This is a genomic window from Parvularcula sp. LCG005, assembly GCF_032930845.1.
In the GTDB taxonomy this organism is placed as follows: Bacteria; Pseudomonadota; Alphaproteobacteria; order Caulobacterales; family Parvularculaceae; genus Parvularcula.
On sequence record NZ_CP136758.1, the window covers coordinates 1,743,453 to 1,769,511 of the forward strand.

25 protein-coding genes are annotated in these 26,059 nt (G+C 58.4%); 7 read left to right on the forward strand and 18 right to left on the reverse strand.

Annotated features, from left to right (window positions below; translation table 11 throughout):
- Positions 1–7: 7 nt before the first annotated feature.
- From RUI03_RS08220 to RUI03_RS08235, 4 genes are all read right to left on the reverse strand, one after another.
- Positions 8–388, reverse strand: a complete 381-nt coding sequence (locus RUI03_RS08220) for a GFA family protein (protein ID WP_317286977.1) — start codon at positions 386–388, stop codon at positions 8–10.
- Positions 389–390: 2 nt separating this feature from the next.
- Positions 391–1,623, reverse strand: a complete 1,233-nt coding sequence (locus RUI03_RS08225; protein WP_317286978.1) for a NupC/NupG family nucleoside CNT transporter — start codon at positions 1,621–1,623, stop codon at positions 391–393.
- Positions 1,624–1,801: 178 nt separating this feature from the next.
- Complete coding sequence (locus tag RUI03_RS08230; RefSeq protein ID WP_317286979.1) at positions 1,802–3,019, reverse strand: NADH-quinone oxidoreductase subunit D; 1,218 nt, start codon at positions 3,017–3,019, stop codon at positions 1,802–1,804.
- Between the two features lie 119 nt (positions 3,020–3,138).
- Positions 3,139–3,786 carry a CatB-related O-acetyltransferase gene (locus RUI03_RS08235; protein WP_317286980.1) on the reverse strand — a complete coding sequence of 216 codons (648 nt, stop codon included), beginning with the start codon at positions 3,784–3,786 and terminating at the stop codon, positions 3,139–3,141.
- Between the two features lie 184 nt (positions 3,787–3,970).
- On the opposite strand from RUI03_RS08235, the gene RUI03_RS08240 reads away from it, so the two are divergent.
- Entirely contained in the window at positions 3,971–4,360 is a 390-nt protein-coding gene (locus RUI03_RS08240; protein WP_410795932.1) for a cupin domain-containing protein, read from the forward strand.
- 44 nt (positions 4,361–4,404) lie between these two features.
- Here the strand turns inward: RUI03_RS08240 and RUI03_RS08245 are convergent, their stop codons facing one another.
- The 6 genes from RUI03_RS08245 to ndhC all read right to left on the reverse strand — a co-directional run bounded on the left by RUI03_RS08245 (position 4,405) and on the right by ndhC (position 9,045).
- Complete coding sequence (locus tag RUI03_RS08245) at positions 4,405–6,180, reverse strand: HEAT repeat domain-containing protein (RefSeq protein WP_317286982.1); 1,776 nt, start codon at positions 6,178–6,180, stop codon at positions 4,405–4,407.
- A gap of 104 nt (positions 6,181–6,284) precedes the next feature.
- Positions 6,285–6,881, reverse strand: a complete 597-nt coding sequence (locus tag RUI03_RS08250; RefSeq protein ID WP_317286983.1) for an NADH-quinone oxidoreductase subunit C — start codon at positions 6,879–6,881, stop codon at positions 6,285–6,287.
- Positions 6,882–6,928: 47 nt separating this feature from the next.
- Positions 6,929–7,441, reverse strand: coding sequence for a TonB family protein (locus RUI03_RS08255; RefSeq protein WP_317286984.1), 513 nt, complete (start codon positions 7,439–7,441; stop codon positions 6,929–6,931).
- 142 nt (positions 7,442–7,583) lie between these two features.
- Complete coding sequence (locus RUI03_RS08260; RefSeq protein ID WP_317286985.1) at positions 7,584–8,012, reverse strand: energy transducer TonB; 429 nt, start codon at positions 8,010–8,012, stop codon at positions 7,584–7,586.
- Positions 8,009–8,680 (reverse strand): NuoB/complex I 20 kDa subunit family protein, encoded by a 672-nt coding sequence (locus tag RUI03_RS08265; protein ID WP_410795862.1) that lies wholly within the window; start codon positions 8,678–8,680, stop codon positions 8,009–8,011. Before RUI03_RS08265 ends, RUI03_RS08260 begins: the two co-directional genes overlap by 4 nt.
- A complete protein-coding gene (ndhC, locus tag RUI03_RS08270) occupies positions 8,650–9,045 on the reverse strand; it encodes an NADH-quinone oxidoreductase subunit A (protein WP_317286986.1) in 396 nt (131 codons plus the stop codon). Before ndhC ends, RUI03_RS08265 begins: the two co-directional genes overlap by 31 nt.
- A gap of 223 nt (positions 9,046–9,268) precedes the next feature.
- On the opposite strand from ndhC, the gene RUI03_RS08275 reads away from it, so the two are divergent.
- Complete coding sequence (locus tag RUI03_RS08275; protein ID WP_317286987.1) at positions 9,269–10,912, forward strand: alpha-amylase family glycosyl hydrolase; 1,644 nt, start codon at positions 9,269–9,271, stop codon at positions 10,910–10,912.
- The gene (locus RUI03_RS08280; protein ID WP_317286988.1) at positions 10,912–11,490 is read left to right on the forward strand and encodes a class I SAM-dependent methyltransferase; all 579 of its coding nucleotides are present in this window, start codon (positions 10,912–10,914) and stop codon (positions 11,488–11,490) included. The genes RUI03_RS08275 and RUI03_RS08280 overlap by 1 nt, the downstream gene beginning before the upstream one ends.
- Here the strand turns inward: RUI03_RS08280 and RUI03_RS08285 are convergent.
- Positions 11,487–12,710 carry an NAD(P)/FAD-dependent oxidoreductase gene (locus tag RUI03_RS08285; protein WP_317286989.1) on the reverse strand — a complete coding sequence of 408 codons (1,224 nt, stop codon included), beginning with the start codon at positions 12,708–12,710 and terminating at the stop codon, positions 11,487–11,489. The two genes, RUI03_RS08280 and RUI03_RS08285, sit on opposite strands and share 4 nt — an antisense overlap.
- A gap of 136 nt (positions 12,711–12,846) precedes the next feature.
- On the opposite strand from RUI03_RS08285, the gene RUI03_RS08290 reads away from it, so the two are divergent.
- From RUI03_RS08290 to RUI03_RS08305, 4 genes are all read left to right on the forward strand, one after another.
- On the forward strand, positions 12,847–13,884 hold the full coding sequence (locus RUI03_RS08290) for a helix-turn-helix transcriptional regulator (RefSeq protein WP_317286990.1): 1,038 nt from the start codon (positions 12,847–12,849) through the stop codon (positions 13,882–13,884).
- Between the two features lie 106 nt (positions 13,885–13,990).
- Positions 13,991–16,285 (forward strand): TonB-dependent receptor, encoded by a 2,295-nt coding sequence (locus tag RUI03_RS08295; RefSeq protein WP_317286991.1) that lies wholly within the window; start codon positions 13,991–13,993, stop codon positions 16,283–16,285.
- 91 nt (positions 16,286–16,376) lie between these two features.
- Positions 16,377–17,297, forward strand: a complete 921-nt coding sequence (locus RUI03_RS08300) for an alpha/beta hydrolase (protein WP_317286992.1) — start codon at positions 16,377–16,379, stop codon at positions 17,295–17,297.
- 8 nt (positions 17,298–17,305) lie between these two features.
- A complete protein-coding gene (locus RUI03_RS08305; RefSeq protein ID WP_317286993.1) occupies positions 17,306–18,625 on the forward strand; it encodes an MFS transporter in 1,320 nt (439 codons plus the stop codon).
- 16 nt (positions 18,626–18,641) lie between these two features.
- On the opposite strand, the gene RUI03_RS08310 is transcribed toward RUI03_RS08305, so the two are convergent.
- From RUI03_RS08310 to RUI03_RS08340, 7 genes are read right to left on the reverse strand one after another with little or no spacing between them, the layout of a single operon-like run.
- Positions 18,642–21,011, reverse strand: a complete 2,370-nt coding sequence (locus RUI03_RS08310) for a glycoside hydrolase family 95 protein (RefSeq protein ID WP_317286994.1) — start codon at positions 21,009–21,011, stop codon at positions 18,642–18,644.
- Positions 21,008–21,862 carry a fumarylacetoacetate hydrolase family protein gene (locus tag RUI03_RS08315; RefSeq protein WP_317286995.1) on the reverse strand — a complete coding sequence of 285 codons (855 nt, stop codon included), beginning with the start codon at positions 21,860–21,862 and terminating at the stop codon, positions 21,008–21,010. The genes RUI03_RS08310 and RUI03_RS08315 overlap by 4 nt, the downstream gene beginning before the upstream one ends.
- A gap of 21 nt (positions 21,863–21,883) precedes the next feature.
- On the reverse strand, positions 21,884–22,615 hold the full coding sequence (locus RUI03_RS08320) for an SDR family oxidoreductase (protein ID WP_317286996.1): 732 nt from the start codon (positions 22,613–22,615) through the stop codon (positions 21,884–21,886).
- A 1-nt stretch (position 22,616) separates the two neighbouring features.
- Entirely contained in the window at positions 22,617–23,825 is a 1,209-nt protein-coding gene (locus RUI03_RS08325; protein WP_317286997.1) for a UxaA family hydrolase, read from the reverse strand.
- Positions 23,825–24,160: a UxaA family hydrolase gene (locus tag RUI03_RS08330; protein WP_317289641.1), complete on the reverse strand. Its 336-nt coding sequence runs from the start codon at positions 24,158–24,160 to the stop codon at positions 23,825–23,827. The genes RUI03_RS08325 and RUI03_RS08330 overlap by 1 nt, the downstream gene beginning before the upstream one ends.
- Positions 24,160–25,233 (reverse strand): aldo/keto reductase, encoded by a 1,074-nt coding sequence (locus RUI03_RS08335; protein ID WP_317289642.1) that lies wholly within the window; start codon positions 25,231–25,233, stop codon positions 24,160–24,162. Before RUI03_RS08335 ends, RUI03_RS08330 begins: the two co-directional genes overlap by 1 nt.
- Positions 25,227–26,054 (reverse strand): IclR family transcriptional regulator, encoded by an 828-nt coding sequence (locus RUI03_RS08340; protein WP_317286998.1) that lies wholly within the window; start codon positions 26,052–26,054, stop codon positions 25,227–25,229. Before RUI03_RS08340 ends, RUI03_RS08335 begins: the two co-directional genes overlap by 7 nt.
- Positions 26,055–26,059 lie beyond the last annotated feature (5 nt).

Genomic DNA, 26,059 nt, shown 5'->3' on the forward strand with positions numbered 1-26,059 from the left:
TTGCCCGTCAATCGCCGGTTGAGGGCAGTGAAGACACATTGTCTTCCCAATTCTGACCGTCAAACGCGGTGATGGTGACGTCCAGCCCCGTGGTGTCGAGACAATTCAGATTGAGCGAGTATCCGTCGGGATGGGAGCGCGGGATATAATGTGATTTTACCCCGCACACGGAACAGAAAAGATGTGTCGCCGTCCGCGTATTGAACTGATAGCGCGTCAGCGCATCGGCGCCGGCAAGAAGGCGAAACCGCGCCTTTGGCACGATGACGTGGATGAAGCCGACGGCTGTGCAGATCGAGCAATTGCACCTCTGAGCTTCAATCGCAGCCGGCAGGTCGGCTTCCCAACGCACAGCGCCGCAGTGACAGCCGCCCTGCCGCGCGCTCATTGTCACCAGATCAGCCCGACGGCCGCACCGGAGGACAAGGTCGCCAGTGTCCCGGCCATCAGGGCCTTTGGCGCCAGCTGAATGACTTCGTGGCGACGCCCTTCTTCGAGTGCAGAAAGGCCGCCAATGACGATGCCCAGCGACCCGATATTGGCAAAACCGCACATGGCGTAGACCATGATCAAAGTCGCACGATCGTCCAGCGCTTCGGGCGCGAGCCCCGCGAGACGCTCATAGGCGATGACTTCGTTGAGGGCGGTCTTGATCCCCATCAGCTCACCGGCCGTGAACATCTGATCAGCGGGCACACCGGCGAGCCACACAAATGGCGCGAAGAACCAGCCCAGAAGACGTTCAAGCGTCAGGGGCGCACCAGCCACGTCCGGCGCCTGGCCCAGAATGATGTTGATGAGCGCAGCCAGGGCGATGAACGCCAGAATGGCAACGATGATATTAGCCCAAAGTTTGCCGCCTTCGCTGGCGCCGCGTGTGAAGGCATCCATCGTGTTCTGATAGTCAAAACCGTCGGCGGTCTGGTCGGCGGTCGTGGCCACCTCGCCCTTGGCCGGCGGCACCATGATCCGGGAGATCAGGAGCGCAGCAGGCACGGCAATGATGGACGCCACAAGGATGTGTCCGAGCATGGCCGGATCAAGCGGCGACAGGATGAAGGCATAAAGGGCCATCACGGTCCCCGCCACAGTGGCATAACCGCAGCTGATCACTGCAAACAGTTCCGACCGTGTCAGGCGACGCAAATAGGGGCGGATCAGCAATGGCGCTTCGGTCTGGCCCAAGAGTACGTTGGCCGCCGCAGCAAGCGACACGGCGCCGCCCGTCCCGAGCAGTCTGGCGATGATCATGGCGAACGCCCTGATGATCACTTTCAGAATGCCCCAGTGCCAGAGGACAGCGGCAAGCGCCGACACAAACACCAAGAGCGGCAAGGCCTGCAGCGCAAAGATGAAGAACGGACCGGGATTGCCGACAGCCTCATCGAAGGGGAGGTTCTGGGTCGACCCAAGATAGCCAAAGAGAAAGTTCGTGCCCGCCCAGGTCGCTTCCTGCAGCGCCGCCACAATGCCGTTCAGGCCATCAAGGCTGTTCCGGGCCACTGGCACACGAAGAAACACGGCCGCGATCGACAATTGCAACGCCAGGGTGACGAAGAACTGTCCAATGGGGAAGCGGGCTTTACGCTCGGAAAGGATGAAAGCGAGTGCGCTGAACGCCACAAGCCCGATCGCACTCTGCAAGCGCGGTGTGAGAACGAATTCGATGGGTTTGCCCTTCCCTGCCAATGCCGGTCGGGAGAAAGGATTAGCCCTGAGTGCGCCTCAGGGCAATGTACCGATTGGCCTTCTGCGCAACTCCTGAACACGGTCACATTTGCGCAACAGTTGCGGCTGCAACCTAGCGGTCGATCTCGCCAAACACGATGTCGAGTGTCCCGATAATCGCCGACACATCAGCCAGCATGTGACCGCGGTTCATCCAGTCCATGGCCTGCAGGTGTGCATAGCCCGGCGCACGGATCTTGCAGCGGTAGGGTTTGTTCGAGCCGTCGGAAACGAGATAGACGCCGAACTCACCCTTGGGTGCCTCAACCGCCGTATAGACTTCACCGGCCGGGACTTTCGGACCTTCGGTGTACAGCTTGAAGTGATTGATCAGCGATTCCATCGACCCCTTCATCTCTTCGCGGCGAGGCGGCGAGACTTTGGTGTCCTGGGCCATCACGGGGCCGGGCTCAAGCTTTTCAATGCACTGCTTCATGATGCTGAGGGACTGCTTCATCTCCTCAACCCGCACGACATAGCGGTCATAGCAGTCGCCATGTTTGCCGATGCAGATGTCGAAATCGAGCTCGTCATAGATTTCATAGGGCTGCGATTTCCGCAGGTCCCATTTCACGCCCGAGCCGCGCAGCATGACGCCGGAAAAGCCCCACTCGAATGCCTCTTCCTCAGTCACCACGCCAATATCGACATTGCGCTGCTTGAAGATCCGGTTGTCGGTGATCAGCGCTTCAATCTCGTCGAGCACTTTGGGGAAATGATCGCACCAGACGCGGATGTCGTCGATCAGCGCCTGTGGCAGGTCCTGGTGGACGCCGCCGACACGGAAATACGCCGCGTGCATCCGGCTGCCGGACGCGCGCTCATAGAACACCATGAGCTTTTCACGCTCTTCAAAGCCCCAGAGCGGCGGGGTCAGCGCGCCAACGTCCATGGCCTGGGTCGTGATGTTGAGAATGTGGCTGAGAAGCCGACCGATTTCTGAATAGAGGACGCGGATGATGCTCGCCCGGCGTGGCACTTCGATGCCCAGCAGCTTTTCCGCTGCAAGGCAGAACGCATGCTCCTGGTTCATCGGGGCTACATAGTCGAGGCGGTCAAAATACGGGATCGCCTGAAGATAGGTCTTGTATTCGATCAGCTTTTCAGTGCCCCGGTGCAGCAGCCCGATATGCGGATCGACCCGCTCCACCACTTCGCCGTCAAGTTCCAGCACAAGACGCAACACCCCGTGGGCCGCCGGGTGCTGTGGGCCAAAATTGATGGTGAACGGCCGGTCGGCCGCCGCATCTGAGGGGCTGTCTTCGACGACGAGGGTACGGGTGTCGGCCATGAAAGCTCTTCTCGTTCAGGAGCAGAAATATCTTGGCTAGTGACCCCAAACCGCACCGAAAGGCAAGGGGCTGGCGGTCACTCCGGACAATTTGTCAGGGCATGGCTACCGCCCTGCCGCTAATCAGCCGCAGCCGCCGCCTCGAGTGCGTTGATATCCGCGCCGCGGATGGCACCGACATTCCGGGTGATCTTTGCCGCGCTCCAGTTCCACCACGCGACGTCTTCCAGCCGCTTGACCATGTCGGACGCAAATCGCGTGCGGATCACCCTGGCTGAATTGCCCACGACGATGCCATAGGCGGGCACATCTTGCGCCACCACCGCATGGGCGCCGATGATGGCGCCGTTGCCGATGGTGATGCCGGGCATGATGACGGCCCCGCGCCCGATCCAGACATCGTGCCCGACAACGGTGTCGCCGCGTACGCCGCTCGACCAGTCAGCAGGGTCAAACCCCTCCTCCCAGCCCTGCCCGAACGCCGCAAAAGGAAAGGTCGAGAAGCCGTCCGTCAGGTGATTGGCGCCGTTCATGATGAACTGGCTCCCCTGCGCCAGCGCGCAGAACCGGCCGATCTTGAGCCGATCGCCGTGAAAATCGAAATGATAGAGGACATTCTTTTCCTCCCACCGCTCCGCCCCGGCAGGATCGTCGTAGTAGGTGTAATCGCCCACCTCGATATTGGGCCGGGTGATGACATTCTTCAGGAAGACGGCCTGCGGGAATCCCCCCATCGGATATAAGGTATCTGGATCAGGGGCTGTCATGAATTCTCTCCCTTCGCGGACGATTTTTGATGCGCGGGCTAGCGTTATCGAATAACGATATTACATGATAGTCGAACGAACGATGGAGGACAAAATGGGCGTTCTTGTAAAAATTGCTGGCGTTGCGGGCGTGGCACTGATGGCGCAGGGCTGTGTGATCATCGCCGATGGTGACGATGTGCAGATGCATCGCGGGTCAAGCTATGATGCGGATGATCCCATGCCGATGGTGATCATCGACGAGCGTGACGTCCAGCGCGAGGAAGCCCCGCCGCACGGCAAGATCGGGATGAGCACGGCCTACCGGATGTCCGAACTGGCGCCCCGCCGTGAGATGGAATTCACCAAGCGCACATTGCATGTCGGTGCCGCTGTGGGTCAGCACGTTCTTGACCACGACGAAGTCTATTACGTCCTGTCCGGGACGGGCCGCGTTTTCTCTGATGGTGAGAACGCCATCCTTCGTCCCGGCATGGCCGCCTACCTTTACGAAGGCGCCGATGTGGGGATTGAACAGACCGGCAGTGAACCACTGACGATCATCATCAGCTATCCATTGGATCATCGGCGTTAAGCGGAATTTGTCGGGTTCGCGAGCATGCGTACCCGACATCTGTGTCAGAAAGACAACTCACTGCCTTCTTCTGCACAGGGATAGACGTCAACAATTAGAGCGTTCTCGTCGACAATCTGTAGCATTCCTGCCCCCTCAATGCCGATCCTGTTTTCCGACAAGCGGAGGACCGCACCGGGGTTAGCAAGTAGACTGATGTGGCGTTCGACCTGCCAAGCTCCATCACTATTGCGAGCTAGCAAAGAAATGGAACCATCATGGTACCCCAAGTGTGCGATCCCGTGGATGCCAAGCACTCGATCGCCAATAGCTACCAGCCGCTTTGTCTGCTCGCGTACAAGTATTGTGCTTTCCGAGCCATCCGCCGGTTCAAACCGTAATTCGCCACCAAATTCTCCATCGTCGGTGCCGACGATTGTACCGTCCGCATATTCTAGCCGATCAAGCCCTACCCTGGAAAAATTCTCTGTATTCAAAATATCCCAATTGGCGGCGCGATACTTATGAGTTTGACACTGTTCATATTGATCAAGGAGGCTCGTGTGGTTAACAAAAAGCATTGTATAAATATAGGGAAATCGCCCTCCCGTTTTGTCCGTTAACGGATGACCATACAGAATGGCGTCTTGTGAATATGATGCTATCAATCGCACTGGCCATGCCCAATGTTCATCTTGCAGCTTGTCAATCGACTTCAATGCGGGTCGATAATTGAGCTGTGCAAGGCTCATGACGGCAAAATAAACTTCCCGCCAATCATCACTCTGCAGAAATGGCAAAATATCGGGCGCAACACTTTCATCCTGGAGTTTGCCCAAAAGGTCGATAATCGTTGCTCGTGTTTCGCGGTCACCGCTTTTCATCAAGGGCACAAGTTCGCGCGCAGCCTCTCTGCCTGCGCCGCCGAATTTGAGCAAATTCCTCCAGCACTGATGAACGTAGAAATAGTCCGTGTCAGCATTCTGATTTGAATAGAGTTGCACACATGACCGTGCGTAATCAGCAGCAATCACCGGATCCCGCATTGCAACCCGAGTTTGAAGCATTTGATTACGCAGATCATCAGCTCTTAAATCGCGACTGAAGCGCCTCAACTGAGGCAAAGAAGTATCCGCATACGCCCCGATAGCTTGTAGGGAAGCAAGAGCAGCCATGCGTTCGTTATCTGATGTGGCTGGATCAATAGCAATTTCCGTGATCGCCTCTACCCAGAGTGTGCTGCGATATCGGAGAGTGAGGCGGACAAGTTCGTGCAAGCGGCCGTGCAGAACGCCTACTCGCGCTTCATCGGGGTATTTCAATGGATCTGCAAAAAGAAGCGGAACCTGTGACGCTAAGCTAGCAAAAACGTCGGGAGACAGCTCCACGAGTGCCTCTTCAGCTCCCAACTGACCTCGCGCAGCTTCCACGAGGAGAAAGAGGCCTGCATCGTAACTTCCTGTCGCGGCAATCGCCGAGACGATATTCGAACCTTCCCCCCCCACCTCATAGACCAATCGCAACGCAGGGAAGTGCTCCTGACGCCAGTCGCCCCAGAAACCGATAATCGTGTAGGCAATTTCTCTATCATGAGACGTTGTGTCTTCGTCTGCCGCAAGGCTGAGCACAACACGACGACCGTCCTCGCCGAAGCGACGCTTTAATTGCGCTGCCACCGCTTCGCCGTTGAGCGAAAGCCAATCGACGCGTCCTTTTAGAGGCTGGTTTTGTTCTGAGAGTAAATCGACGCACGCCTCTATTGGCGTACAATCGGACAGGAAGCTAACGTCAGGCGCAGGCTCTGCAGTTAATGCCACCGATGCCAAGATAGATAACAGCATAAAGCCCCTCGAACCATTGACGAGAGGCTATGCCAAATTTGTAATAGCGCCAACCGGCCATTAAGCGCGTAGCATTTAATGGACACCACGAAATCAGATGGCCCTCAAGCCTTCTCGTCACCCGGCAGGACATATTCCGCGCCCTTCCATGGGGAGAGGTAATCGAAATTGCGGTAATCCTGGGTCAGGTTCACAGGCTCATAGACCACGCGCGACTGCTCATCATCCCAGCGCACTTCGGTGAAACCCGTCAGTGGGAAGTCCTTGCGAAGAGGATGGCCCTCAAACCCGTAATCCGTCAGAATACGGCGCAGGTCCGGGTGGCCTTCAAACACAATGCCGTACATGTCAAATGCCTCGCGCTCGAACCAGTCGGCGCAAGGGTAGACATCGATCACCGTCGGGCATGTATCGCCATCGGCAACGCCGCATTTCACGCGGACGCGAATGTTATTGTGCAGGCTGAGCAGGTGATAGACGACTTCAAACCGCTTGCGGCGCTCTGGATAGTCGACACCGCAGAGATCAATTAGCTGAATGAACCGGCACAACGGATCGTCCCGCAGGAACCGGAGCGTCTCAACAATCTTGGTCGCCGGAACGGTGATGTTCAGCTCCCGATAGGCGATGGCCGAGGACACGAGCGTATCGCCCAGCACGCTGTCGATATGGTCTTTGAGTTCAAGAAGTTCGTCGGTCATCGAAACCCGCCTTGGCTGTACGCCGCTCTATCGCTTTAGCGGGCGCCTTAGCGCCCGTCGCCGTCAGTCTCAATACGCCGATACGCGCAATTTTCGTCGCCTGCCAACGGCTTGCCTGTCGCGTCGAGGCACGTTCCCCTCCCTGCCAGGGCCGAGGGCTCGTCTGTGGTTCGAAAGTTGAGCCGAATGGCAAACTCGGTCGGGGTCCCTGAAGGCCACTCCTCAAGTGGCGGAAATTGCCACTGCTCAATGGCTTTCACAGCGGCACGATTGAAGCAGTCATCAGAGGTTTCGAGCACTGTTGCCCCTCCGACCCTACCGCTCTTGAGCACCCGGAAGCCAACCACGACGACCTTCTCGGCGCGCTCATCGACGTCATCCCAGCAGGCTGCAGGATAGGCCGGGGCCACCCGGCGCAAGGGGAGCGGTACAGCCTCATAAGGATAGGGGTAGACGCCCCCGGCACCCGTACTTGAAAACGCGGCGCTGCTGATGGACGGCGTGGAGCACGCCATCAGCACTGAGCCCGCGGCGACAACCAACCCAACAGCTCTGATCAAATTGAAGATGTCCCGACGAAGATCGGCCTCGAACGGCCAATGCTCAATTTACGACATCCACCCGTTTTTCGTCAATCGACCTTGGTGTTGCCGACGGATCGGCCCCGCGCGAACGCATCGATATCAGCTTGTCGTAAGATGCCTACTGTCGACGATATTCACTCCGACTGAAGTTGTAGTTCATCGTGCTTTTTCGGCCGGTCTCGATCACGGCCATGCCGTTTTCAGTCTTCGGCGCATAGCGCCAAGATAAAATGGCAGCAACAGCGGAGGCATTGAAACAGACGTCTGAGGTCTCGATCACGATTACGTTGTCTGTCGTCCCATCCGCTAAAATATCGTAAGTCATTGTCACCGACGCCTGCCCCTTTTTGCATGTTTGGGTGCCGCTGGGGCCACGCTCTGGCGGCGCGCACATTAAGACGGGAATGGCGTCATGGTCGCCTTCAGGCAAAGGCTCGGAATTGATTATCGGTGGCGCACTTGAGTATGCACAACGTGGCGCTTTCTCGGTTACTCCAATACCCGCCACAACGAGTATTGAAGCAAATAGCCACGTCGTTGCAATCACCGACGGATCGTCCCCTCGCGGCGGATCTTCTTCTGCAGCTGCAGAAGACCATAGACCAACGCTTCGGCCGTTGGCGGGCAGCCTGGGACATAGACGTCCACAGGTACGATCCGGTCACAGCCGCGCACCACAGAATAGCTGTAGTGATAGTAGCCACCGCCATTGGCGCAGGAGCCCATGGAGACCACATAGCGCGGCTCTGGCATCTGGTCGTAAACCTTGCGGAGGGCTGGGGCCATCTTGTTGGTCAACGTACCGGCGACGATCATCAGGTCGGACTGGCGCGGGGACGCCCGCGGCGCCATCCCAAACCGCTCCATGTCATAGCGCGGCATGGACGCCTGCATCATCTCAACGGCGCAACAGGCCAGACCGAACGTCATCCACATGAGCGAGCCGGTGCGCGCCCAGTTGATCACTGCATCGGCGGGTGCGGTCATGAAACCGCGGTCAGCCAGCTGGTCATTGAGGCCTTTGAAGAAAGGGTCTTCGTCCGTTGGATTGTATCCGGGCACATATGAGCGCGCGGCCGTACCGTAAGGCAGATCCGATGGTTTGATAATCGTCGGTGCCTGACCAGGTTTGGCGGTCTGTGGCATGTCCAGGCCGGTGACCGGCTTGGTTGTGGGTTTGTCTTTTAGCGCCATTCGAGCGCTCCTTTCTTCCACTCATAGAGGAAGCCGATAAAGAACACTGCAATGAACACGAACATCGACCAGAAACTGAAAATCTGGAAACTGCGATCCAGCCCAAGCTCCGGGTTGAACAGCGTCACGGCCCACGGAAACAGGAAGGCCACGTCGAGGTCGACGATGATGAACAGGATGGCGACGATGTAGAACTGCACGTCAAACTTCATCCGGGAATCTTCGAACGCTTCGAACCCGCATTCATAGGTCGATACTTTTTCAGGATCGGGGTTCGATGGCGCCAGGACCATGGGCAGCACCATCAATAGGATGGTGATGACGGACGCCAGTCCGATGAAAATAAGGATCGGCAGATAATTCTGCAGAAATACGGGATCAGCCATGGGGCAGCAGCTCCGGTCATCGCGAGGGCCCGCCGGAATCGGCAGGCAGAATTGCTCCGCGCTATAGGCGCTTTTCGTCCCGTTTGGAAAGGCATAGGGCGCGGTAAAAAGGCGCGCTTTTCCATCCTTCTGCCTCAACATCGGCGAAAAATCGGCAAATCACGCTAATTGAGCAGTAACACCGGCGGGCTCAGAGTCAGCCAAAAGAGACGGAGGACAAGTTATGACCGACCCCACCGCCGAGATCCTGCTGGGTCTGACAGAGGATTGGTGGCGCGGCGCCGTCATTTATCAGATTTACCCGCGCAGCTATCAGGACAGCGATGGCGACGGCATTGGTGACCTGCCCGGTATCATCGACCGGCTGGATCACGTGGCGAGCCTCGGGGTCGACGGGATCTGGCTGTCGCCCTTCTTCCCCTCGCCCATGGACGACTTTGGCTACGACATCTCTGACTATTGCGGCGTTGATCCCATGTTCGGGACCCTGGCGGATTTTGACCGCCTGGTCGCAAGAGCCCATGATCTTGGCCTCAAGGTTATCATCGATCAGGTCTACTCCCATACATCTGACCAGCATGCCTGGTTCGAAGAAAGCCGGCAGGACCGGACAAACGACAAAGCGGACTGGTTCGTCTGGGCCGATCCGAAGGAGGACGGCTCACCGCCCAATAACTGGCAGTCGGTGTTCGGCGGCCCCGCCTGGGCGTGGGAGGCAAGACGCCAGCAATATTACCTGCACAATTTCCTGACGAGCCAGCCGGACCTCAATTTACGGCACCCTGAAGTCGAAGCCGCCATCCTGTCGGTCACCCGGTTCTGGCTTGACCGAGGCGTCGACGGCTTCCGGCTCGACGCTTTGAACTTCGCGATGCACGACCCGTCCCTACGCGATAATCCACCGGCGCCAAAAGAAGGCGCAAAGCTGACCCGCCCCTTCGACTATCAGTTGCAGACGTATAATATGTCTCATCCCGACATTCCGGAATTTCTCGCGAAAATCCGGGCTGTCACTGATGAATATGAGGGTCGCTTCACCGTGGCCGAAGTCGGCGGGGTGGATGCCCTGTCGGAAATGAAGGCGTTCACTGCCGGAAACAATCGGCTGAATTCCGCCTATAATTTTGATTTTCTCTATGCGGACAAGCTTTCGTCCCACCGCATGCGTGCTTCACTGGAAGGGTGGACCGATAACCCAGATGAGGGTTGGCCCTCCTGGGCGTTCTCGAACCATGATGCCCCTCGGGCGGTGAGCCGATGGGCCCCGCCAGCACACCGCGTTCAGGCGGCTAAACTTTATGCCATGCTGCTTCTGACCCTGCGCGGCAATGTGTTTCTGTACCAGGGCGAAGAACTGGGCCTGCCTCAGGCTGAGGTGCCGTTCGAGAAACTGAAAGACCCGGAGGCCATCGCCAACTGGCCACTCACATTGGGCCGGGATGGGGCGCGTACACCGATGCCGTGGCGAGGCGATCACCGAAACGGGGGCTTTTCAGATGGCGACCCGTGGCTCCCCATGGACCCCCGCCACCTGCCGCTCGCCGTTCACGCGCAGGAGGAGGACGAGCACGCCGTCCTGCATTTTATCCGTCAGCTGATCCGCATGCGTCACACCTCTGCAGCCTTGCGGCGCGGCAGCCAGACTTTTCTGGATACGGACGACACACTCATCGCGTACTGGCGCGTGCTCGACCACGAAAAGGTTCTGTGTCTGTTCAATATCGGGGAGCAGGAAGCAGACACTGATGGACTGATCCAGCAGAACTGCACGCGGCTGGTTTCAATCGGTCTTGACGAAGACGGTCAGGCCGTGCCTGCGGTCTTGCCGCCATTCTCCGGCGTCATCCTGCACTGTGCGCCGGATTGATGACGGCTGACCCTGCCAATGGATATGATGCTGCGGCAGAGGCATTTATCAGTGCCCGATCCCATATCGGGAAGGCGCTGGTCACTGAGTGGGTGGCGGGCCTCAATGACAATGCGGCGGTTCTGGACATTGGTGCCGGGCATGGTGTCCTGACAGAAATCATTGCCGCGTCCGGACGCCCGGTCTGGGCCATCGAGCCCTCGCCCCGCCTGTGCGAGGCATTTCGAGCCCGACTGCCGGATATACCGATTGCCTGTGAAAAGGCAGAAGACAGCGCTTTTTTTGACCGAAAATTCGACGGGATCACGGCGATCGGCGTCATCTTCCTTCTACCTCCCGCCACCCAGCGCGCTGTTTTGTTGCGGTCGGCGCAAGTCCTTCGCCCCGGCGGTCAGCTTCTTTTCTCCGCACCTGTGCAGGCCTGTGAATGGACCGACGTTCTGACCGGTCAGGTCTCACAATCGCTGGGCCGCGACGCCTATCAGGCGATCTTGCGCAAAGCGGGCCTGGACTTGCGCGGCATCCGCGAGGACGAAGGCGGATCGTCCTATTATCTCGCCGCCAGGGACGGGGCTTAAGCCAGGTCTTTCAGCATGACGCCGGGATCTGTCAGGGCCGCGGCGTCCACCTGCCCGCCCCGCATGATCAGCATCTTGGACTGCACATAGTCCGCCGGCGCATTCACACTGTCACATGCGGTCAGCCGCCCGTTACGGCGATAGAATACGGAAAAACTGTCCGTTGACGGATCGCCGCGCACTAATTCTTCATCAAAGCCTGATGACAGCCCCATTGTCTGCAAGCGGATGTCAAACTGGTTCGACCAGAACCACGGCACCGAATTGTACTCAGCCGCAAGACCGGCAATCGTCTTGGCGGCCACCGCCGCCATGTCATTGGCATTCTGCACCGATTCAAGCCGGATTGTCGCGTTATCCGCATACCGATTGACATGCAGCGCGCAGTCGCCAATCGCATAGATATTGTCGAGCGTCGTCCGGCATTGATCATCGACGAGGACGCCATTGCCCCCTTCCGCCCCGATCGCCAGAAGCGGTGCCACGTTCGGTTCAATACCGATACCAACAACCACGAGATCCGCCGGAAGCTGTTCGCCATTGGCAAGCTGAACAGCCTCGACCTGCCCCTGCTCACCAATCAACTGTTGCACACCGGTAGCGAGACGGAAATCGCAGCCTGCGGACCGATGCCGCGCGGTCATGTAGTCAGCGATCATTGGTCCCGCCACCCGAGACAGAACGCGGCTCTGCGCCTCAACGACCGTCACCGCACGGCCCATCTTTCGCAGGACCGCAGCTGCCTCCAGCCCGATATAGCCGCCGCCAATGACCACGACATTATCGATGTGCTCCAGCCGGTTCATGATGCGATCAATATCAGCACGTGCACGGATGGTAGTCACCCCGCCCAGCGATGCGCCGGGACAGGACAGTCGGCGCGGGGTTCCCCCCGCTGCCCAGACCAGCGAACCATAGCCGATATCCTTGCCACGTGCGGTCACGACCCGCTGCTGCGCGGGATCGATGGCGACAATCTGTGTGTCGCGCAGCAGTTCGATATTCTGGTCGGTCCAGTATTGAGTTGCTTTCAAGAGGATTCGGTCGAAAGTCTTCTCTCCGGCCATATACTCTTTGGACAGAGGAGGCCGATGGTAGGGATACTCAGGCTCATCGCCCACCAGCGCGATCGAGCCTGTAAATTTTGCCTGCCGCAAAACGGCGGCCGCCTGCGCACCGGCATGACCGGCCCCCACGATGATGACATCAAATCTTTCCATGTCTTGGGTCGTAAACGATGCATTTTGATTGTCCAGCGGCGGTTGCGAAGGGTGACGTGGCTGGGCGTTCCATGATAATCACATTGGAAACTGATGCGAAGTGCCGCCCGTTCGATCGGGCTGAGAGGGAATGGTCATGGGGTCAGTTGTAGTACCCTGGAGCTTTGTCGAGCCTCTTGTCACGACGATCGGCCTGTCCGCTGCCGATGCTGAGGATGCCATTACGTCTTCTGGCATCGCTGTGCAGCCGGGTGATGACCTCTCTTTGGGCGACTATTTCCGGGTTCGCGCCGCGTTCGTCGCGAAGCTTCAGGATGAGACCTGTCGCATGTCGTCGCGGCAGCTGGTCCCCGGATCGACGCAATTCGTCCTGAACCACATCCCGCCGCGCGGCACGCTGGCCGAGGTGATGACGGTTCTGGCGGAAGCCTATAATCTGCTGCATGGCGGCGCGTTCAACCGGGTCGAGAGCCATACCGACACCGTCGACTTCGTCGTGGATGACAGCAATTTCCCCTATAACGCCGATGTGGGTGCCGACTATAAGCTGTTCCTGATGGAGAGTACGCTCATCTATCTGTTCGGGCTGCTCGCCATCATCGCCCCGCACTGGGCCACCCACAGCCTGCGGCAGGTGGAAATCCGGCGGCCGGCGGGTGAAAGCGCCGGGCATCTGAATTTCTGGTCCATGCCGATCAAACAGGGCAGTGACAGCTATCGCCTTGTTTTCGATCTGGAACGCGCCTCCCGTCCGTTCAACGGGCGGGACGATCTGCCGACCAGCAACGGTGCGCTGGACCAAGAGATTGCGGCGGCGATTGATACGCTCTCGGATGATGGCGCCACTGGTCGCGGCCTCGTCGCCGATGTGGAAGCGATCCTCCTCAGCGGCGAGACGGAACAGGAATCCGTTGCTGCGCTCCTGCAGATGAGCTCCGCCACCCTGCGCCGGCATCTGTCACAGGAAGGCGAAAGCTTTCGCGATGTGCGCAAGCGTATCCTGAACGCCCAGGCGAAGGTCCTTTTGCGGGCGAAAATATCCATCGCGGACGTGGCCCAGCAATTGGGCTTTTCGGATATCCGTAGCTTCAATCGCGCCTTCCAGCAGTGGAACGGCCTGACGCCCCACGCTTACCGCACCGAACTGAAGAGCATTCTCCAAATAGCCGAGTGAGCGAAAATGTTCACTGCGCGTGCGCGGTCCGGTCATGGGCGAGGTGCCCAGACTGCCCTAACGTGACGGCAATAATCGCTGCAAAGACAGCAATTCGGAGGAAACCATGAAATCATTTCGTCAACCCATGCTTCGTCACGCCTTGTTCGCAGGCGCATCAATTGCCGCGCTGTCGGGGTGGGGCCCTGTCGCCGCGCAAACCGCCGATGGCGCCTATGAAAGCGATGACACGATCGTCGTCAGTGCCCGTCGTCGGGAAGAGACATTGCAGGATGTGCCCCTCGCCGTCACAGCCGCCACAGCAGATGAATTGAATCAGATTGGCGCCGTCGATATCACGTCGGTACAGCGTATTACGCCCAACGCGACGATCGAAGTGGCGCGCGGCTCGAACTCGACGCTCATCGCTTTCATTCGCGGTGTTGGACAGCAGGATCCGCTTTGGGGCTTTGAGCCTGGCGTCGGCGTCTATGTGGACGATGTCTTTATTGCCCGGCCACAGGGTGCAGTGCTCGATATCTTCGACCTTGAGCGAATCGAAGTGCTGCGCGGACCGCAAGGGACACTTTACGGTCGCAACACAATTGGCGGGGCCATCAAATACGTCACCAAGCGTATGGACATGGATAACCCGACCTTCTCGGCACGTGCCAATGTCGGCTCCTATGGTCAGTTCGACCAAATCCTGTCTGGCTCGGTACCGCTGGGTGAGACATTTGCGATCGGCGGCGCCATTGCCAATTACAAACGCGACGGGTACGGCACAAACCTGAACACCGGCGCCGAGCACTACAACAAGGACCTCCGCGCCTATCGCCTGAGTGCAGAATGGGCCCCGACGGATACGTTCAGCATCCGGATCTCCGGTGATAAGACAGAAGACGATTCCAACGCCAAGCACGGTCACCGCCTTCTGCCGAGCGCCGACGGTACGGTGCCCGTCACCGACAATGTCTATGACACGCGCGCCGGCCTTGGCGATGGCAACAAGGTTGTGACCCAAGGTGCATCACTGACGGCGGAATGGGATGTGAACGACATGTTCACCGTGAAATCCGTCACCGCCTATCGCGAAAGCGATACCGTGACGCCGATCGATTTCGACGCCCTCCCAGAACCCGATTTTGACGTTCCCGCACGCTATATCGACGACCAGTTCAGCCAGGAATTCCAGCTCCTGTTCAACACGGACCGCCTGTCCGGTATCGCCGGGGTCTACTATCTCGACGGCAATGCGTCGGGTGAGTTCGACGCTGTGCTGTCGGCGCTGGGCCTGAGCATTTACACTTCAGGCGACCAGAAGAAGGAAAACTTCTCGGTCTATGCGGATATGACCTATGACGTGACCGATCGTCTGAGTGTGTCGGTCGGCGGTCGCTACACGGAGGATGAAACAACGGCGGACGTTAATCGCGAAGTCTGGCTTGGCCTCGGGTCCGGCTCCTTCTTCCCGGAGAACACCACGTCGATCTTCGCCGGTCGCCAGACGGGGTATGAGGGCCTTAACCGAAAGGATGACCAGTTCACCCCGCGCGTTTCGGTTGCCTATGAAGCGACACCGAACACCAATCTGTACGCCTCCTATTCTGAAGGCTTCAAGGCAGGCGGCTTTGACCCTCGCGCACGCGGTGACCTCGATCCGCTCGGTCTGTCCCAAGAAGGGTTCGCCCCTGAAAAGGTCAAGAGCTATGAAGTCGGCATGAAGGGCAGCGCAGCGGATGGTCGCCTGACCTATGCCATCGCCGCCTTCCTCGCCGACTATACCGACCAGCAGATCACGGTGCAGTCGGGCGCTGATTCCGATAATGACGGGACCAATGACACCTTCGTATCGTCCGTCTTCAACGCCGGGTCTTCGACCTATAAGGGCGTTGAGATCGAGAGCGCGTTCCGCGCGACCGACAATCTGACCCTGACCGCGATGATGGGGTATATCGACGCCGAGATCGACGAGATCGTCTCTGCCGGTGTGAACATCGCCGATCAGTTCGTGACTCAGAACACGCCGGAGCTTCAGGCACGGCTCGGCTTTGCCTACGAATATCCTGAAACGGTCTATGGCGGCTCATTGCAGTTCAACGGGGCTGCTGAATATCGCAGCGAGTACTACCTGTTCAACGTGCCGAACCCCGGCTTTGACGCTGGCGACAGTGTCATCTTTCCGGCCGGTGGCCCCGCCCTCGACCCGGATGAGTACACATTGCTGAACCTGAGCGCGAACTGGACGTCGTCTGACGACCGTTATCGGATCGGCCTGCATGGTCGCAACCTGACGCAGGAAGAGTACCGCGTGGCGGCCTATAACTTCGTGACGCCAAGCCAGCTTGGTCTCGACAGTGCGTACTCCGCTTTCTACGGCGCCCCGCGCACCGTGACAGCGACGTTCGAATACCGCTACTAAGATACCTGTAGCGGCCTCCCAGAGGCAGGACGGACATCGGTGCCGTCCGTCCTGTCCGCCTTTGACTGTTTCGAACGAAGTGGAGCGCGTCATGCGCCTTTTCCTACGCTGCGCCGCGACGGCGCTGCTTGTCTCCCTCGCCCATGCCCAACCTGCCGAGCCCCTCTCGCCAAACACAGACGTTGAGGCCCGGTACACCGAGGCCAGTGACCAGTTCGTGCCGATCGGCGAGGCCACCGTCCGCATCCGGACTGAAGGGCCACAGGACGGCTATCCCGTGATCCTTCTGCATGGCTTCACCTTCAGCCTCGAGACATGGGATCAATGGGCCGATGCCCTGTCACCCAATTTCAAGGTCATCCGGTATGATCTGATGGGCCATGGCCTGACAGGTCCCGACCCGCAGGAACGCTATTCCCCCGAAGAGCGTGCCGCCACAATCGGTGACGTGATGGACGCGCTGGACATCGAAGAGGCGGTCATCGTCGGCAATTCACTGGGCGGCTTGGCCGCCTGGCGGTTCGCGGCAGACCACCCAGAGCGGGTGAAGCGGTTGGTGCTCGTCAGCCCCGGTGCCTATGCGATGAACGGGGTGGCGGACGAACCCGTACCGGTGCCGCCCGCGCTCGCCTATTACCTCCGCGAAGTGCCAGAGGTGGGACTGCGCGCCAGCATTGGCCGGATTTACAGCTATCCCGACCGGATCAGTGCTGATCGCCTCCAGACCCTGTATGACATGATGAAGCGTCCCGGCAATGGCGACGCCTTCGTCAAGTCGATTGAGGAATTCGTCCTGCCGGATCCCGCTGCCGCATTGGCTAAGGTGACATCGCCCACTCTTCTCCTCTGGGGTACCGAGGACAAGGTCATTCCCGTCGATCACGCTGGGCGCCTGCTCGGCCATCTGCCGAACGCGCAGCTTGTCCTTTACCCGGGCATTGGGCACGTACCGCAGGAAGAATCCGCAAAATCCATTCGGGACGTGAAAGCGTTTCTCTACGATCTGAAATGAGCCAAGTGATGGACAAGCCTCAAACCACTGCGAAATATCGCGCCTACATCCTTTTCATTCTCGTGGTCGTCTACACGTTCAACTTCATTGACCGTCAGATTATCGGCATCCTGAAGGAACCGATCAAAGAGGAACTGGGCCTGACCGATACGCAGTTGGGCTGGCTCGGCGGCCCGGCCTTTGCCATTTTCTACACCACGCTCGGGGTCCCCATAGCCTGGCTGGCCGATCGAACCAGCAGAACGTGGATTATGACCGGCGCATTGTCGATCTGGAGCGCCATGACAGCCGTCTGCGGCCTTGCGATGTCGTTCTGGCAGTTGTTCCTGGCCCGGGTCGGTGTGGGCGTGGGTGAAGCCGGCGGCGTCGCCCCGGCTTATTCTCTGATCTCGGACTATTTCCCCGAAGACAAGCGCGCGCGCGCTTTGAGCATCTATTCCTTCGGTATACCGATTGGGAGCGCGATCGGTATCGTGCTGGGCGGTGTCCTCCTCGACCTGATCGGCTGGCGCTACGCTTTCTTCATCGTCGGCATTCTCGGGCTTCTCGTCGCACCGATCTTTCTCTTCACGGTACGGGAACCCCTGCGCGGCGCCTTCGACGCCGGTGGGGCCACCACGGAAAAGGCCAGCTTTGGCGACGTCATGGCCGTTATCGCCAAAAAGCCGAGCTTCTGGACGCTGTCCCTGGGCGGCGCCAGTTCCTCCATGATGGGATATGGACTGATCTATTGGCTGCCGTCCTATTATTACCGTAGCTTCGGCGACGCGCTGCCCGGCTTTTTCTCGTGGCTGCCTGACTTTCTCGTTCCCAACAATCCGGGGCCGCTGCTTTACGCGTCCTATTTCTATGGCGCGATCCTGTTGTTTGGCGGGATGCTGGGCGTCTGGGCCGGTGGTTGGGCGGCTGACAAATTCGGCAAGAAGTCGAAAGGCGCCTATGCGATGATCCCGGCCATCGCGTTTGTCTTCACGATTCCATTCTTCCTGCTGGGCGTTCTGTCAAATTCCCTCCTGGCCGTGTTTCTCGCCTTTATGGTCATCCAGACACTGAGCCTGATCTGGCTCGGCCCGATCATCACGGCCGTGCAGCATCTGGTGCCGCCAAACATGCGCACAACGGCGTCGGCTATCTTCCTGATGATCAACAATCTGATCGGGATCGGGGTCGGGACACTGCTTTTAGGATGGCTGTCGGACGTGATGCGAGAGCAGTTCGGCAATGAGTCCCTGCGCTATGCCCTTTTGTCAGGGACCGGCTTCTATGCCATTGCCGCGGCGCTGCTGTTCATCACGGCACGGACATTGAAAAAGGACTGGCACCGCTAGGCGCCAGTCCCGTCTCTTATTCATCAAACCGAAGGGTGACGGGGTCACCGGCTGTCAGCTGAACCTGACGAACCCCGCCGTCAAAGACCTCATTGCGAAGCTGCACCGTCGCCGTCTGGCCGGAGACCAGCTGCACACGGGTCAGCTGCCCATCGGCCCAATCCAAATCGACTGTCACATCACCCCGCGCGCGCAGGCCGGTGATGGAACCGGTTGGCCATGCGGACGGCAATGCCGGCAGCAGATGGATCTCATCATGCTGGCTCTGCAGCAGCATTTCGCCCACACCAGACGCTGCGCCGAAATTGCCGTCAATCTGGAACGGCGGGTGTGTATCGAACAGGTTCGGCAGTGTACTGCCGGTCAACTGTTCCTGAAGCAGCTTGTAGGCGCGGTCACCATCGTGAAGACGGGCCCACAGATTGATCTTCCAAGCCTTGCTCCAGCCGGTGCCGCCATCGCCGCGGGCGTTCAGGATGGTTCTGGCCGCATCCGCCAGTTCCGGCTCATTGGCGACATCGATCTGGCGTCCGGGATGCAGCGCATAAAGCTGGGAGATGTGACGATGCTCATTGTCCTGCTCATCAAGATCTTCCTTCCACTCCTGTAGCTGCCCCCATGAGCCAATTTTCAGCCCCGGGTCCATCTGCATCCGCTTGGCGGCCAGCGTGTCGGCGAAGGCGTCATCACCCAGGATACGGGCCGCCTCTTCCGTGTTGCGGAACAGGTCATAGACCAGCTGTTGCGACATCGCCGCGCCAAGAACGAAAGGTCCGTGTTCGGGGCTGAAGCTTGGCGCGACCACGAGCTTGCCGTCGCGTGGATCCTCGACCAGCGCGGTCAGCCACGGTTGCGCAGCGCCTTTCATGATCGGGTAGACGCTTTCAAGCACTGTCTTGTCCGCCGTATACCGATAATGATCGTAGAGATGCTGGCTGAGCCACGCTGCGCCTTCGGGTTGCCAGAAGGCGGTGGGCCATTCAATTAGCCCAGTAAACCCGTAGATATTGGTGTTGAGAAAGACCGCCCATCCCTCATCCGACCCCAGAATTTTCTGGGCAGAGGCTTGTCCCGCCTCGCTCAATTGGCGCGTGAACTCGATGAACGGCGGAAGCGTCTCAGACAGGTTCAGGAAGTCAGCGGGCCAATAGTTCATCTGCAAATTGACATTGACGTGGTAATCGCCGTTCCACGGCGGAGTCTTGGAATTGTTCCAGACGCCCTGCAGATTGGCTGGCAGTGATCCTTCGCGCGATGAGGATATCAACAGATAACGTGCATAAGCGAAATATAGCGCCTCAAGATAGCGCTGATCTGGTTCGGTCAAGGTCAAATAGGACGCAAGCAGATCATCGGTCATATGCTCTGTCGCATGCTGACCAATATCAAGGTCCACACGGTCCGCAATTGTGCGGTAGTCATCTGTGTGATGCGCCAGAACGTCGGTCCAACCGGCCGAACGAGCCGCGGTTGCACGGTCCACAACGCCCGCTAGAGGGTCATCGCCCCGATAGGAAGGATAGTCGGGGGCGTAGTTGGTGCCCGCCGCAACAAAGACCGTGACGTAGCTCGCGTTCGTGACCTGCAGCCCATCGCCGTTTGGCGTGACGTCGCCATCACTGTCCACTTCCAGATGGGTGGCATAGACGAGGCCGTTATCATCAAGCGCGCCCTGTGCCGTCAGCCCTGTGGATGAGCTATCAAAACTCACTGTACGGTTGTCGGGAATATCGAATGAAATGCTTGCCGATACGGGTGGACCATCGATCTCGTAACGGGCAACGATGACCTGGTCCGGAAAGCTGGCAATATATCGCTGACTGAACGATCGATCGCCAACATCGTACGCTACGGTTGCCATGGCATCATCCAGGCTCAGCTCGCGGCGATAGTTCGTCACATTGCTATCGCCCAGACCGAAATCCACAACGACTTCACCAAAGCTCTGATAATGTCCGTAGCCTGTCATATTCTGGCCAAGACGCTCAGCGGCCTCTTCCGGCGTCATTGGTCCATTTTCGATGATGTCCGCCGTCACCGCCTTGACCTCATCGGCAAGAGACCCTTCCGTCAGCCCGAAATTATACCCTTCCTGCGAGCCCGGCCCACCAGTCCACAGCGTCTTCTCATTGAATTGAAGACGGTCAGTAGATGGCGCGCCCGTTACCATCGCGCCCATTGCCCCATTGCCGATAGGCAGACCGTTGGGCTCCCAATCGGCCGCTGGTTCATCATATTGAAGTCGCAATAACGGCAGGTCTCTTTCGACGGGTCCGGCTTGAGCCGGCGCCGCGACAGGGTCTTGTGCCGCGCTCTTCTTAACGTCCGGCGACTGGCCACAGGCGCAAAGCGCGATGAGGGCTGCAGAAAGGTAAAGGGTTTTCATGATTGCTCCTCATACGCCACAACAAGCTGATGTTGCTCCCCCAGCCCATCAATACCCAGTGCCATACGGTCACCGGCATTGAGAAAGACGGGCGGCTTTTGACCGAGACCAACGCCGGGCGGCGTACCGGACGAAATGATATCCCCCGGCTCGAGCGTCATGAACCGGCTGATATAGGAAACAAGGAACGCTGGACCGAAAATCATCGTCTTTGTCGATCCATCCTGATACTGATGGCCATTGACCTTGAGCCACATGCCAAGAGACAGCGGATCAGGCACTTCATCTGGGGTCACAAGCCACGGGCCGATTGGACCGAAGGTGTCGCATCCCTTCCCCTTCATCCACTGGCCGCCCATTTCGATCTGGAATGCGCGCTCCGAAATGTCGTTGATGACGCAATAACCTGCGACATGGTTCAACGCGTTGGCCTCCGATACGTGCCGGGTTGTCTTGCCAATGACAATGCCCAGCTCGACCTCCCAGTCCATCTTTGTTGAGCCGAGGGGCTTGATGACATCGTCATTCGGACCACAGATTGATGACGTCGCCTTGGCAAAAAGGATGGGCTCGGTGGGCGGCTCGGCCCCGGTCTCAGCCGCGTGATCTGCATAATTCAGACCGACACAGATGAATTTCGGCACATGCCCCACACAGGGGCCGACGCGCTCCGTCATCGGGATGACTGGAAGGGTCGAAAGATCAACGCTGGCAAGGGCTCGGAGGTTGTCAGGATCGAGATCCGAACCGGCCAGATCTGTGACGTGCCCGCTTAAATCTCGCCATTTTCCGTCAGCATCAACGACCGCTGGTCGCTCCTGTCCGGGCGCTCCAACACGCAGGAATTTCATGGCTTGTCCTCTTTCAAGTCGTCAGTTTGACCAGGCACCGTCTATGATGGCGGATGTGCCCGTTACGAATGCTGCGTCATCGCTCGCCAGATAAGTGGCCAGGCCCGCGATCTCTTCTGCCTTCCCGAGACGGCCCATGGGCTGTCTGGAAACGAAGGCTTTCATTGCAGCCTCATAATCGCCGGTGTCTTTGAGACGTTGCCGCAGGGAAGGCGTATCGATGGTTCCCGGACAGATGGCGTTGCAACGGATATTCCTGTCAACGTAATCAGCCGCGACCGCCTTTGTCATGCCGATGACCGCCGCCTTGGTCACGCTGTACGCAAAGCGATTTGGCACGCCTTTGATTGAACTGGCGACAGATGACATATTGATGATCGATCCGCCCCCAGCCGAAATCATGCCCGGCAGAAATGTACGGATCATCCGGTACATGCTGGTGACATTGATGTCACAGGAGCGTGACCAGGCGTCTTCATCTGTCTCCAGAATGGCGCCCGCGTGGACCCACCCTGCACAATTGAACAAAATATCGATATTCCCGGCACGCTGATGCGCCTCAGCGATACTGTCCGGAGACGTCACATCCAGATGAAACGCATCGGCAAAACCGTGGTCAGAAAGACCTTGAGCGTTCACATCAGTCGCGATGACTTCTGCGCCTTCCGCCGCGAAACGCTCCGCCGTTGCCAGACCGATTCCCTGCGCCGCCGCGGTGATGAGGGCGCGCTTGCCCGCTAGCCGTTTACTCATCTCAACGCGCTCCTGCAGCCGTAGGCAGGCATGCCGGCCCGATCGGTTCAAATGATTTATAGGTCAGCAGAAACTCCTGATGCCCCAATGCCTCGGATGCGGTCTGTTGGCCGCGGGCCGTATTGACGACGCAGTCGTAGATTTCCGATCCCACATCTTCGAGTGTGGCGTCCGTTTCCAGAATACGCCCGGCGTCAATATCCATGTCTTCCGTCAGCTTGCGGTATGTTTCCGGATTTGCGCAGATCTTGATGACCGGCGATATGGCTGAGCCAACGACGGATCCACGACCTGTCGTGAACAGAACAAGATGGGCGCCACAGGCGATCATCTCGACGATTTCAGCGTTGTCGGCAATATTCGGAAAGCCAAAACGCGGCTCGCCATCGGGCACCACGTCGAGCAGATAAAGTCCCGGTCCCGGGGGCACGTCACCCGGCTTGATAATGCCGCTGATCTTGGACGAGCCCGACTTGGCGTAGGCCCCCATGGATTTCTCTTCGATCGTCGTCAGGCCACCATCCGCATTGCCTGGCGCAAAGCTGCCAAAGCCCAGTGTACTGTAATATCGCTCCGCCTTTTCAACGGACTCGCGGATAAATGCGCCGAGCTCAGGCGTCAGGGCCCGATCCTCCATGATCGCCTCGCAACCGATCAGCTCCCCGGTCTCTTCGAAAATACACGTGGCGTCCTCAGCAACCAGTTGATCAAAGCAGCGTCCAACCGCCGGGTTCGCCGTAATACCGCTTGTCCCATCAGAACCACCGCAGATCGTGCCGACAATCAGCTCACTGACATCCATATCCACACGCTCGGTCTGCGCTGTCGCCGCTGCGCGCGTCCGCCTGACAGCCTCGACGCCAAGATCAATGGTCTTGCGCGTTCCGCCGCTCTCCTGAATCACCAGTAGCTCCGCTGGACGACCGCTTGCTTCGACCGCCCGAAGAAGGCCGTTGCGCTGAAAGCTTTCACACCCCAGAGACACCAGGACCACAGACCCCACATTGGGATGGGTGCACAACGCCTTCATCAAGCGATTGGCATACTGATTAGGAAAACATCCCGGAAAGCCGATCAGATGGACATCGGGATCGTTCGTTGCGCTGACGATCTGTCGCGCCACATGGTGGGCACATTCAACAAGATACGCCACCACCGTCACATCGCGGATGCCCTTGCGACCATCCTGTCTTAAATACCCTTGAAACATTATGAACCGTCCTGCGCGTCACCGCGGTCGTGTGTTGAAATATACTGACTTGCCATATTGTGCGTGTGAAGATGGTCACCGCGTTTGACGTCATGGGTCACGATGCCGATAGGAGCACCGTATTTCACGACTTCCTCACCCATCTTCATATCCTGCCGCGCGATTTTATGTCCCGAGCCAATCCGGTTCGGCATCTCGAACGTCTCGGCATCGACCAGAATTACCTGCCCTGCCTCGATCGATGTCGGCAGGAGAACCACATTATCGGTCGGGTGGAGCAGAATTGTTCGCACCGGAACAACGTCAGAGACAGGGACTGTACCCGTTCTTGTCATCACATCAGTTCTCCACTCAAACCCGGAATTGCGGCACGCGGATTAATGAGACCCTTTGTTCGCAACTTATCCCAGGCCTTGTTGCTAATCGGCTGCCGCAAGGCATCGCCTGCTGCACGCACTTCTTCAATCGAGGCGAAACCCGCCAGCACATTGCCAACGGCGGGGTGAAAAAACGGAAATTGTAGTGCTGCCCGATGAAGCGGTACGCCAAAATCATGCAGCGTCCGACGCAGCGCATTTGCCTTTTCAGCAATTTCTGCCGGCACGTCGCCGTAATTGTAATAGGCGCGACCTTCGCCCTTTGTCGCAAGGATGCCGGAATTGAACGGCCCGCCTACGACCAGTTCGATACGCGCATCGAGGCAATGCGCCAGAAAATCGATCGCTTCTCGCTGCTCAAGCAACGTGTATCGTCCAGCCAGAAGAAACACATCCATGTCGAACAGCACCATGGCATTGCGACACACCTGCCACTCATTCGCGCCAAGACCGATTGCCTTGACCGCGCCCGAGGATTTCAGCTGCTGCATCGCGCGATAGCCGTTCTTGGCAAAGGCCTCCCAATGGCGCTGGGCCTCAGCGCCGTGCGTTGCCTCTCCCAGATCATGGGCATACAGAATATCGACTGTCGAGACACCAAGCCGCTCAAGGCTCTGCTCGAAAGAGCGCATGATTCCGTCATAGGTATAATCAAATACCGGCTCAAAAGGGTAGCCATTGAAGAAGCCGTGGCGCAGTCCCGTCGCCTTCGCCGGGTCAATAGGCTCAAGCCGACGCCCGACTTTGGTAGAGATCGTCAACTCATCACGATTGACCGAGGCAACGAAACGGCCAAGACGTTCTTCACTCAAACCGAAGCCGTAATGCGGTGCTGTATCGAAATAGCGCATGCCAAGACGATGCGCTTCACGCATTGTCTCATCGGCCGTCCAGTCCGTTATCTCCGTATACAGATTTCCGATAGGCGCGCAGCCAAAGCCGAGCCGGTCAATGGACGGCTCATCGCTCTTTCCCCGGAATATTGGCAGGCGATTGGCCTGGGGACGGATTGGTGAAGATGTGGTCAGGATGGCGCCCCCTCACCCAGTGAAGGGTTGCCATCAAGGGCTTTCGTTATGGCCGCTACTGCCTCCAGCAGGAATTCACGGCTTTCATCGATCGTCGCGCGCGGCATTTTGACGGCCAGATAGGGTACGGTCAGTGCAGCAACGGCGCCGCGAGGCCCCATGACCGGTGCCGAGATATCGGTCACCCCATTGACGAATTCACTGGGCGCCATGGCATAACCACGCTCAAAGGTCTTGGCCGACGCACGGACAAACCTGGCGATCTCGTCCACATTGGCGGATTCGGAAAAATGCTCACGCCACCGGGCTTTGGTCTCTTCAGGTTGACCGCCATACAGCATCAGACCTGAATTGGAGTCGATAAGACGTCGGCGGTAACCAACGCGTACAGAAAACCCAAGGTCGCCCGTGCTTTCAATCCGGGCAACGACGACAATCTGATCACCAGACGCGACGACCAGATGGCACGACTGTCCAATCTTTTGCACGAGTATCTGCATGACCGGCAAAGCGGACGCGATCAGCGTCTTCATGGGCGCGCGAGACAGGCCGAGAGTGAACAGGCGGTCGGTCAGGACGTACCCCTCGCCTGCCTGATCCACAGCGATATAGCCGCGATACTCAAGCACCTGCAGCATACGGAAGATTTCGCTGAGTGATTTGCCGCATTTTTCAGCGATCTGGGTTGATGTCATGGGCTGCGCCGCGGCCGACATCAGTTCAAGAATATCGAGGCCTTTCTCGAGCGCTGGGGCACGATATTTCGGCTCGGCTGTGGGGCCGACCAGGCTAAGTTGAGGCTTATTGGGCGAATTGCCAGACATCAGAC

Coding starts and splice junctions, on each gene's coding strand:
- RUI03_RS08295 (WP_317286991.1), top strand. CDS start 13,991: ATGAAATCATTTCGTCAACCCATGCTTCGTCACGCCTTGTTCGCAGGC.
- ndhC (WP_317286986.1), bottom strand. CDS start 9,045: ATGGCTGATCCCGTATTTCTGCAGAATTATCTGCCGATCCTTATTTTC.
- RUI03_RS08220 (WP_317286977.1), bottom strand. CDS start 388: ATGAGCGCGCGGCAGGGCGGCTGTCACTGCGGCGCTGTGCGTTGGGAA.
- RUI03_RS08290 (WP_317286990.1), top strand. CDS start 12,847: ATGGGGTCAGTTGTAGTACCCTGGAGCTTTGTCGAGCCTCTTGTCACG.
- RUI03_RS08230 (WP_317286979.1), bottom strand. CDS start 3,019: ATGGCCGACACCCGTACCCTCGTCGTCGAAGACAGCCCCTCAGATGCG.
- RUI03_RS08305 (WP_317286993.1), top strand. CDS start 17,306: ATGGACAAGCCTCAAACCACTGCGAAATATCGCGCCTACATCCTTTTC.
- RUI03_RS08235 (WP_317286980.1), bottom strand. CDS start 3,786: ATGACAGCCCCTGATCCAGATACCTTATATCCGATGGGGGGATTCCCG.
- RUI03_RS08320 (WP_317286996.1), bottom strand. CDS start 22,615: ATGAGTAAACGGCTAGCGGGCAAGCGCGCCCTCATCACCGCGGCGGCG.
- RUI03_RS08240 (WP_410795932.1), top strand. CDS start 3,971: ATGCATCGCGGGTCAAGCTATGATGCGGATGATCCCATGCCGATGGTG.
- RUI03_RS08280 (WP_317286988.1), top strand. CDS start 10,912: ATGACGGCTGACCCTGCCAATGGATATGATGCTGCGGCAGAGGCATTT.
- RUI03_RS08275 (WP_317286987.1), top strand. CDS start 9,269: ATGACCGACCCCACCGCCGAGATCCTGCTGGGTCTGACAGAGGATTGG.
- RUI03_RS08300 (WP_317286992.1), top strand. CDS start 16,377: ATGCGCCTTTTCCTACGCTGCGCCGCGACGGCGCTGCTTGTCTCCCTC.
- RUI03_RS08250 (WP_317286983.1), bottom strand. CDS start 6,881: ATGACCGACGAACTTCTTGAACTCAAAGACCATATCGACAGCGTGCTG.
- RUI03_RS08330 (WP_317289641.1), bottom strand. CDS start 24,160: ATGACAAGAACGGGTACAGTCCCTGTCTCTGACGTTGTTCCGGTGCGA.
- RUI03_RS08245 (WP_317286982.1), bottom strand. CDS start 6,180: ATGCTGTTATCTATCTTGGCATCGGTGGCATTAACTGCAGAGCCTGCG.
- RUI03_RS08315 (WP_317286995.1), bottom strand. CDS start 21,862: ATGAAATTCCTGCGTGTTGGAGCGCCCGGACAGGAGCGACCAGCGGTC.
- RUI03_RS08340 (WP_317286998.1), bottom strand. CDS start 26,054: ATGTCTGGCAATTCGCCCAATAAGCCTCAACTTAGCCTGGTCGGCCCC.
- RUI03_RS08310 (WP_317286994.1), bottom strand. CDS start 21,011: ATGAAAACCCTTTACCTTTCTGCAGCCCTCATCGCGCTTTGCGCCTGT.
- RUI03_RS08285 (WP_317286989.1), bottom strand. CDS start 12,710: ATGGAAAGATTTGATGTCATCATCGTGGGGGCCGGTCATGCCGGTGCG.
- RUI03_RS08325 (WP_317286997.1), bottom strand. CDS start 23,825: ATGTTTCAAGGGTATTTAAGACAGGATGGTCGCAAGGGCATCCGCGAT.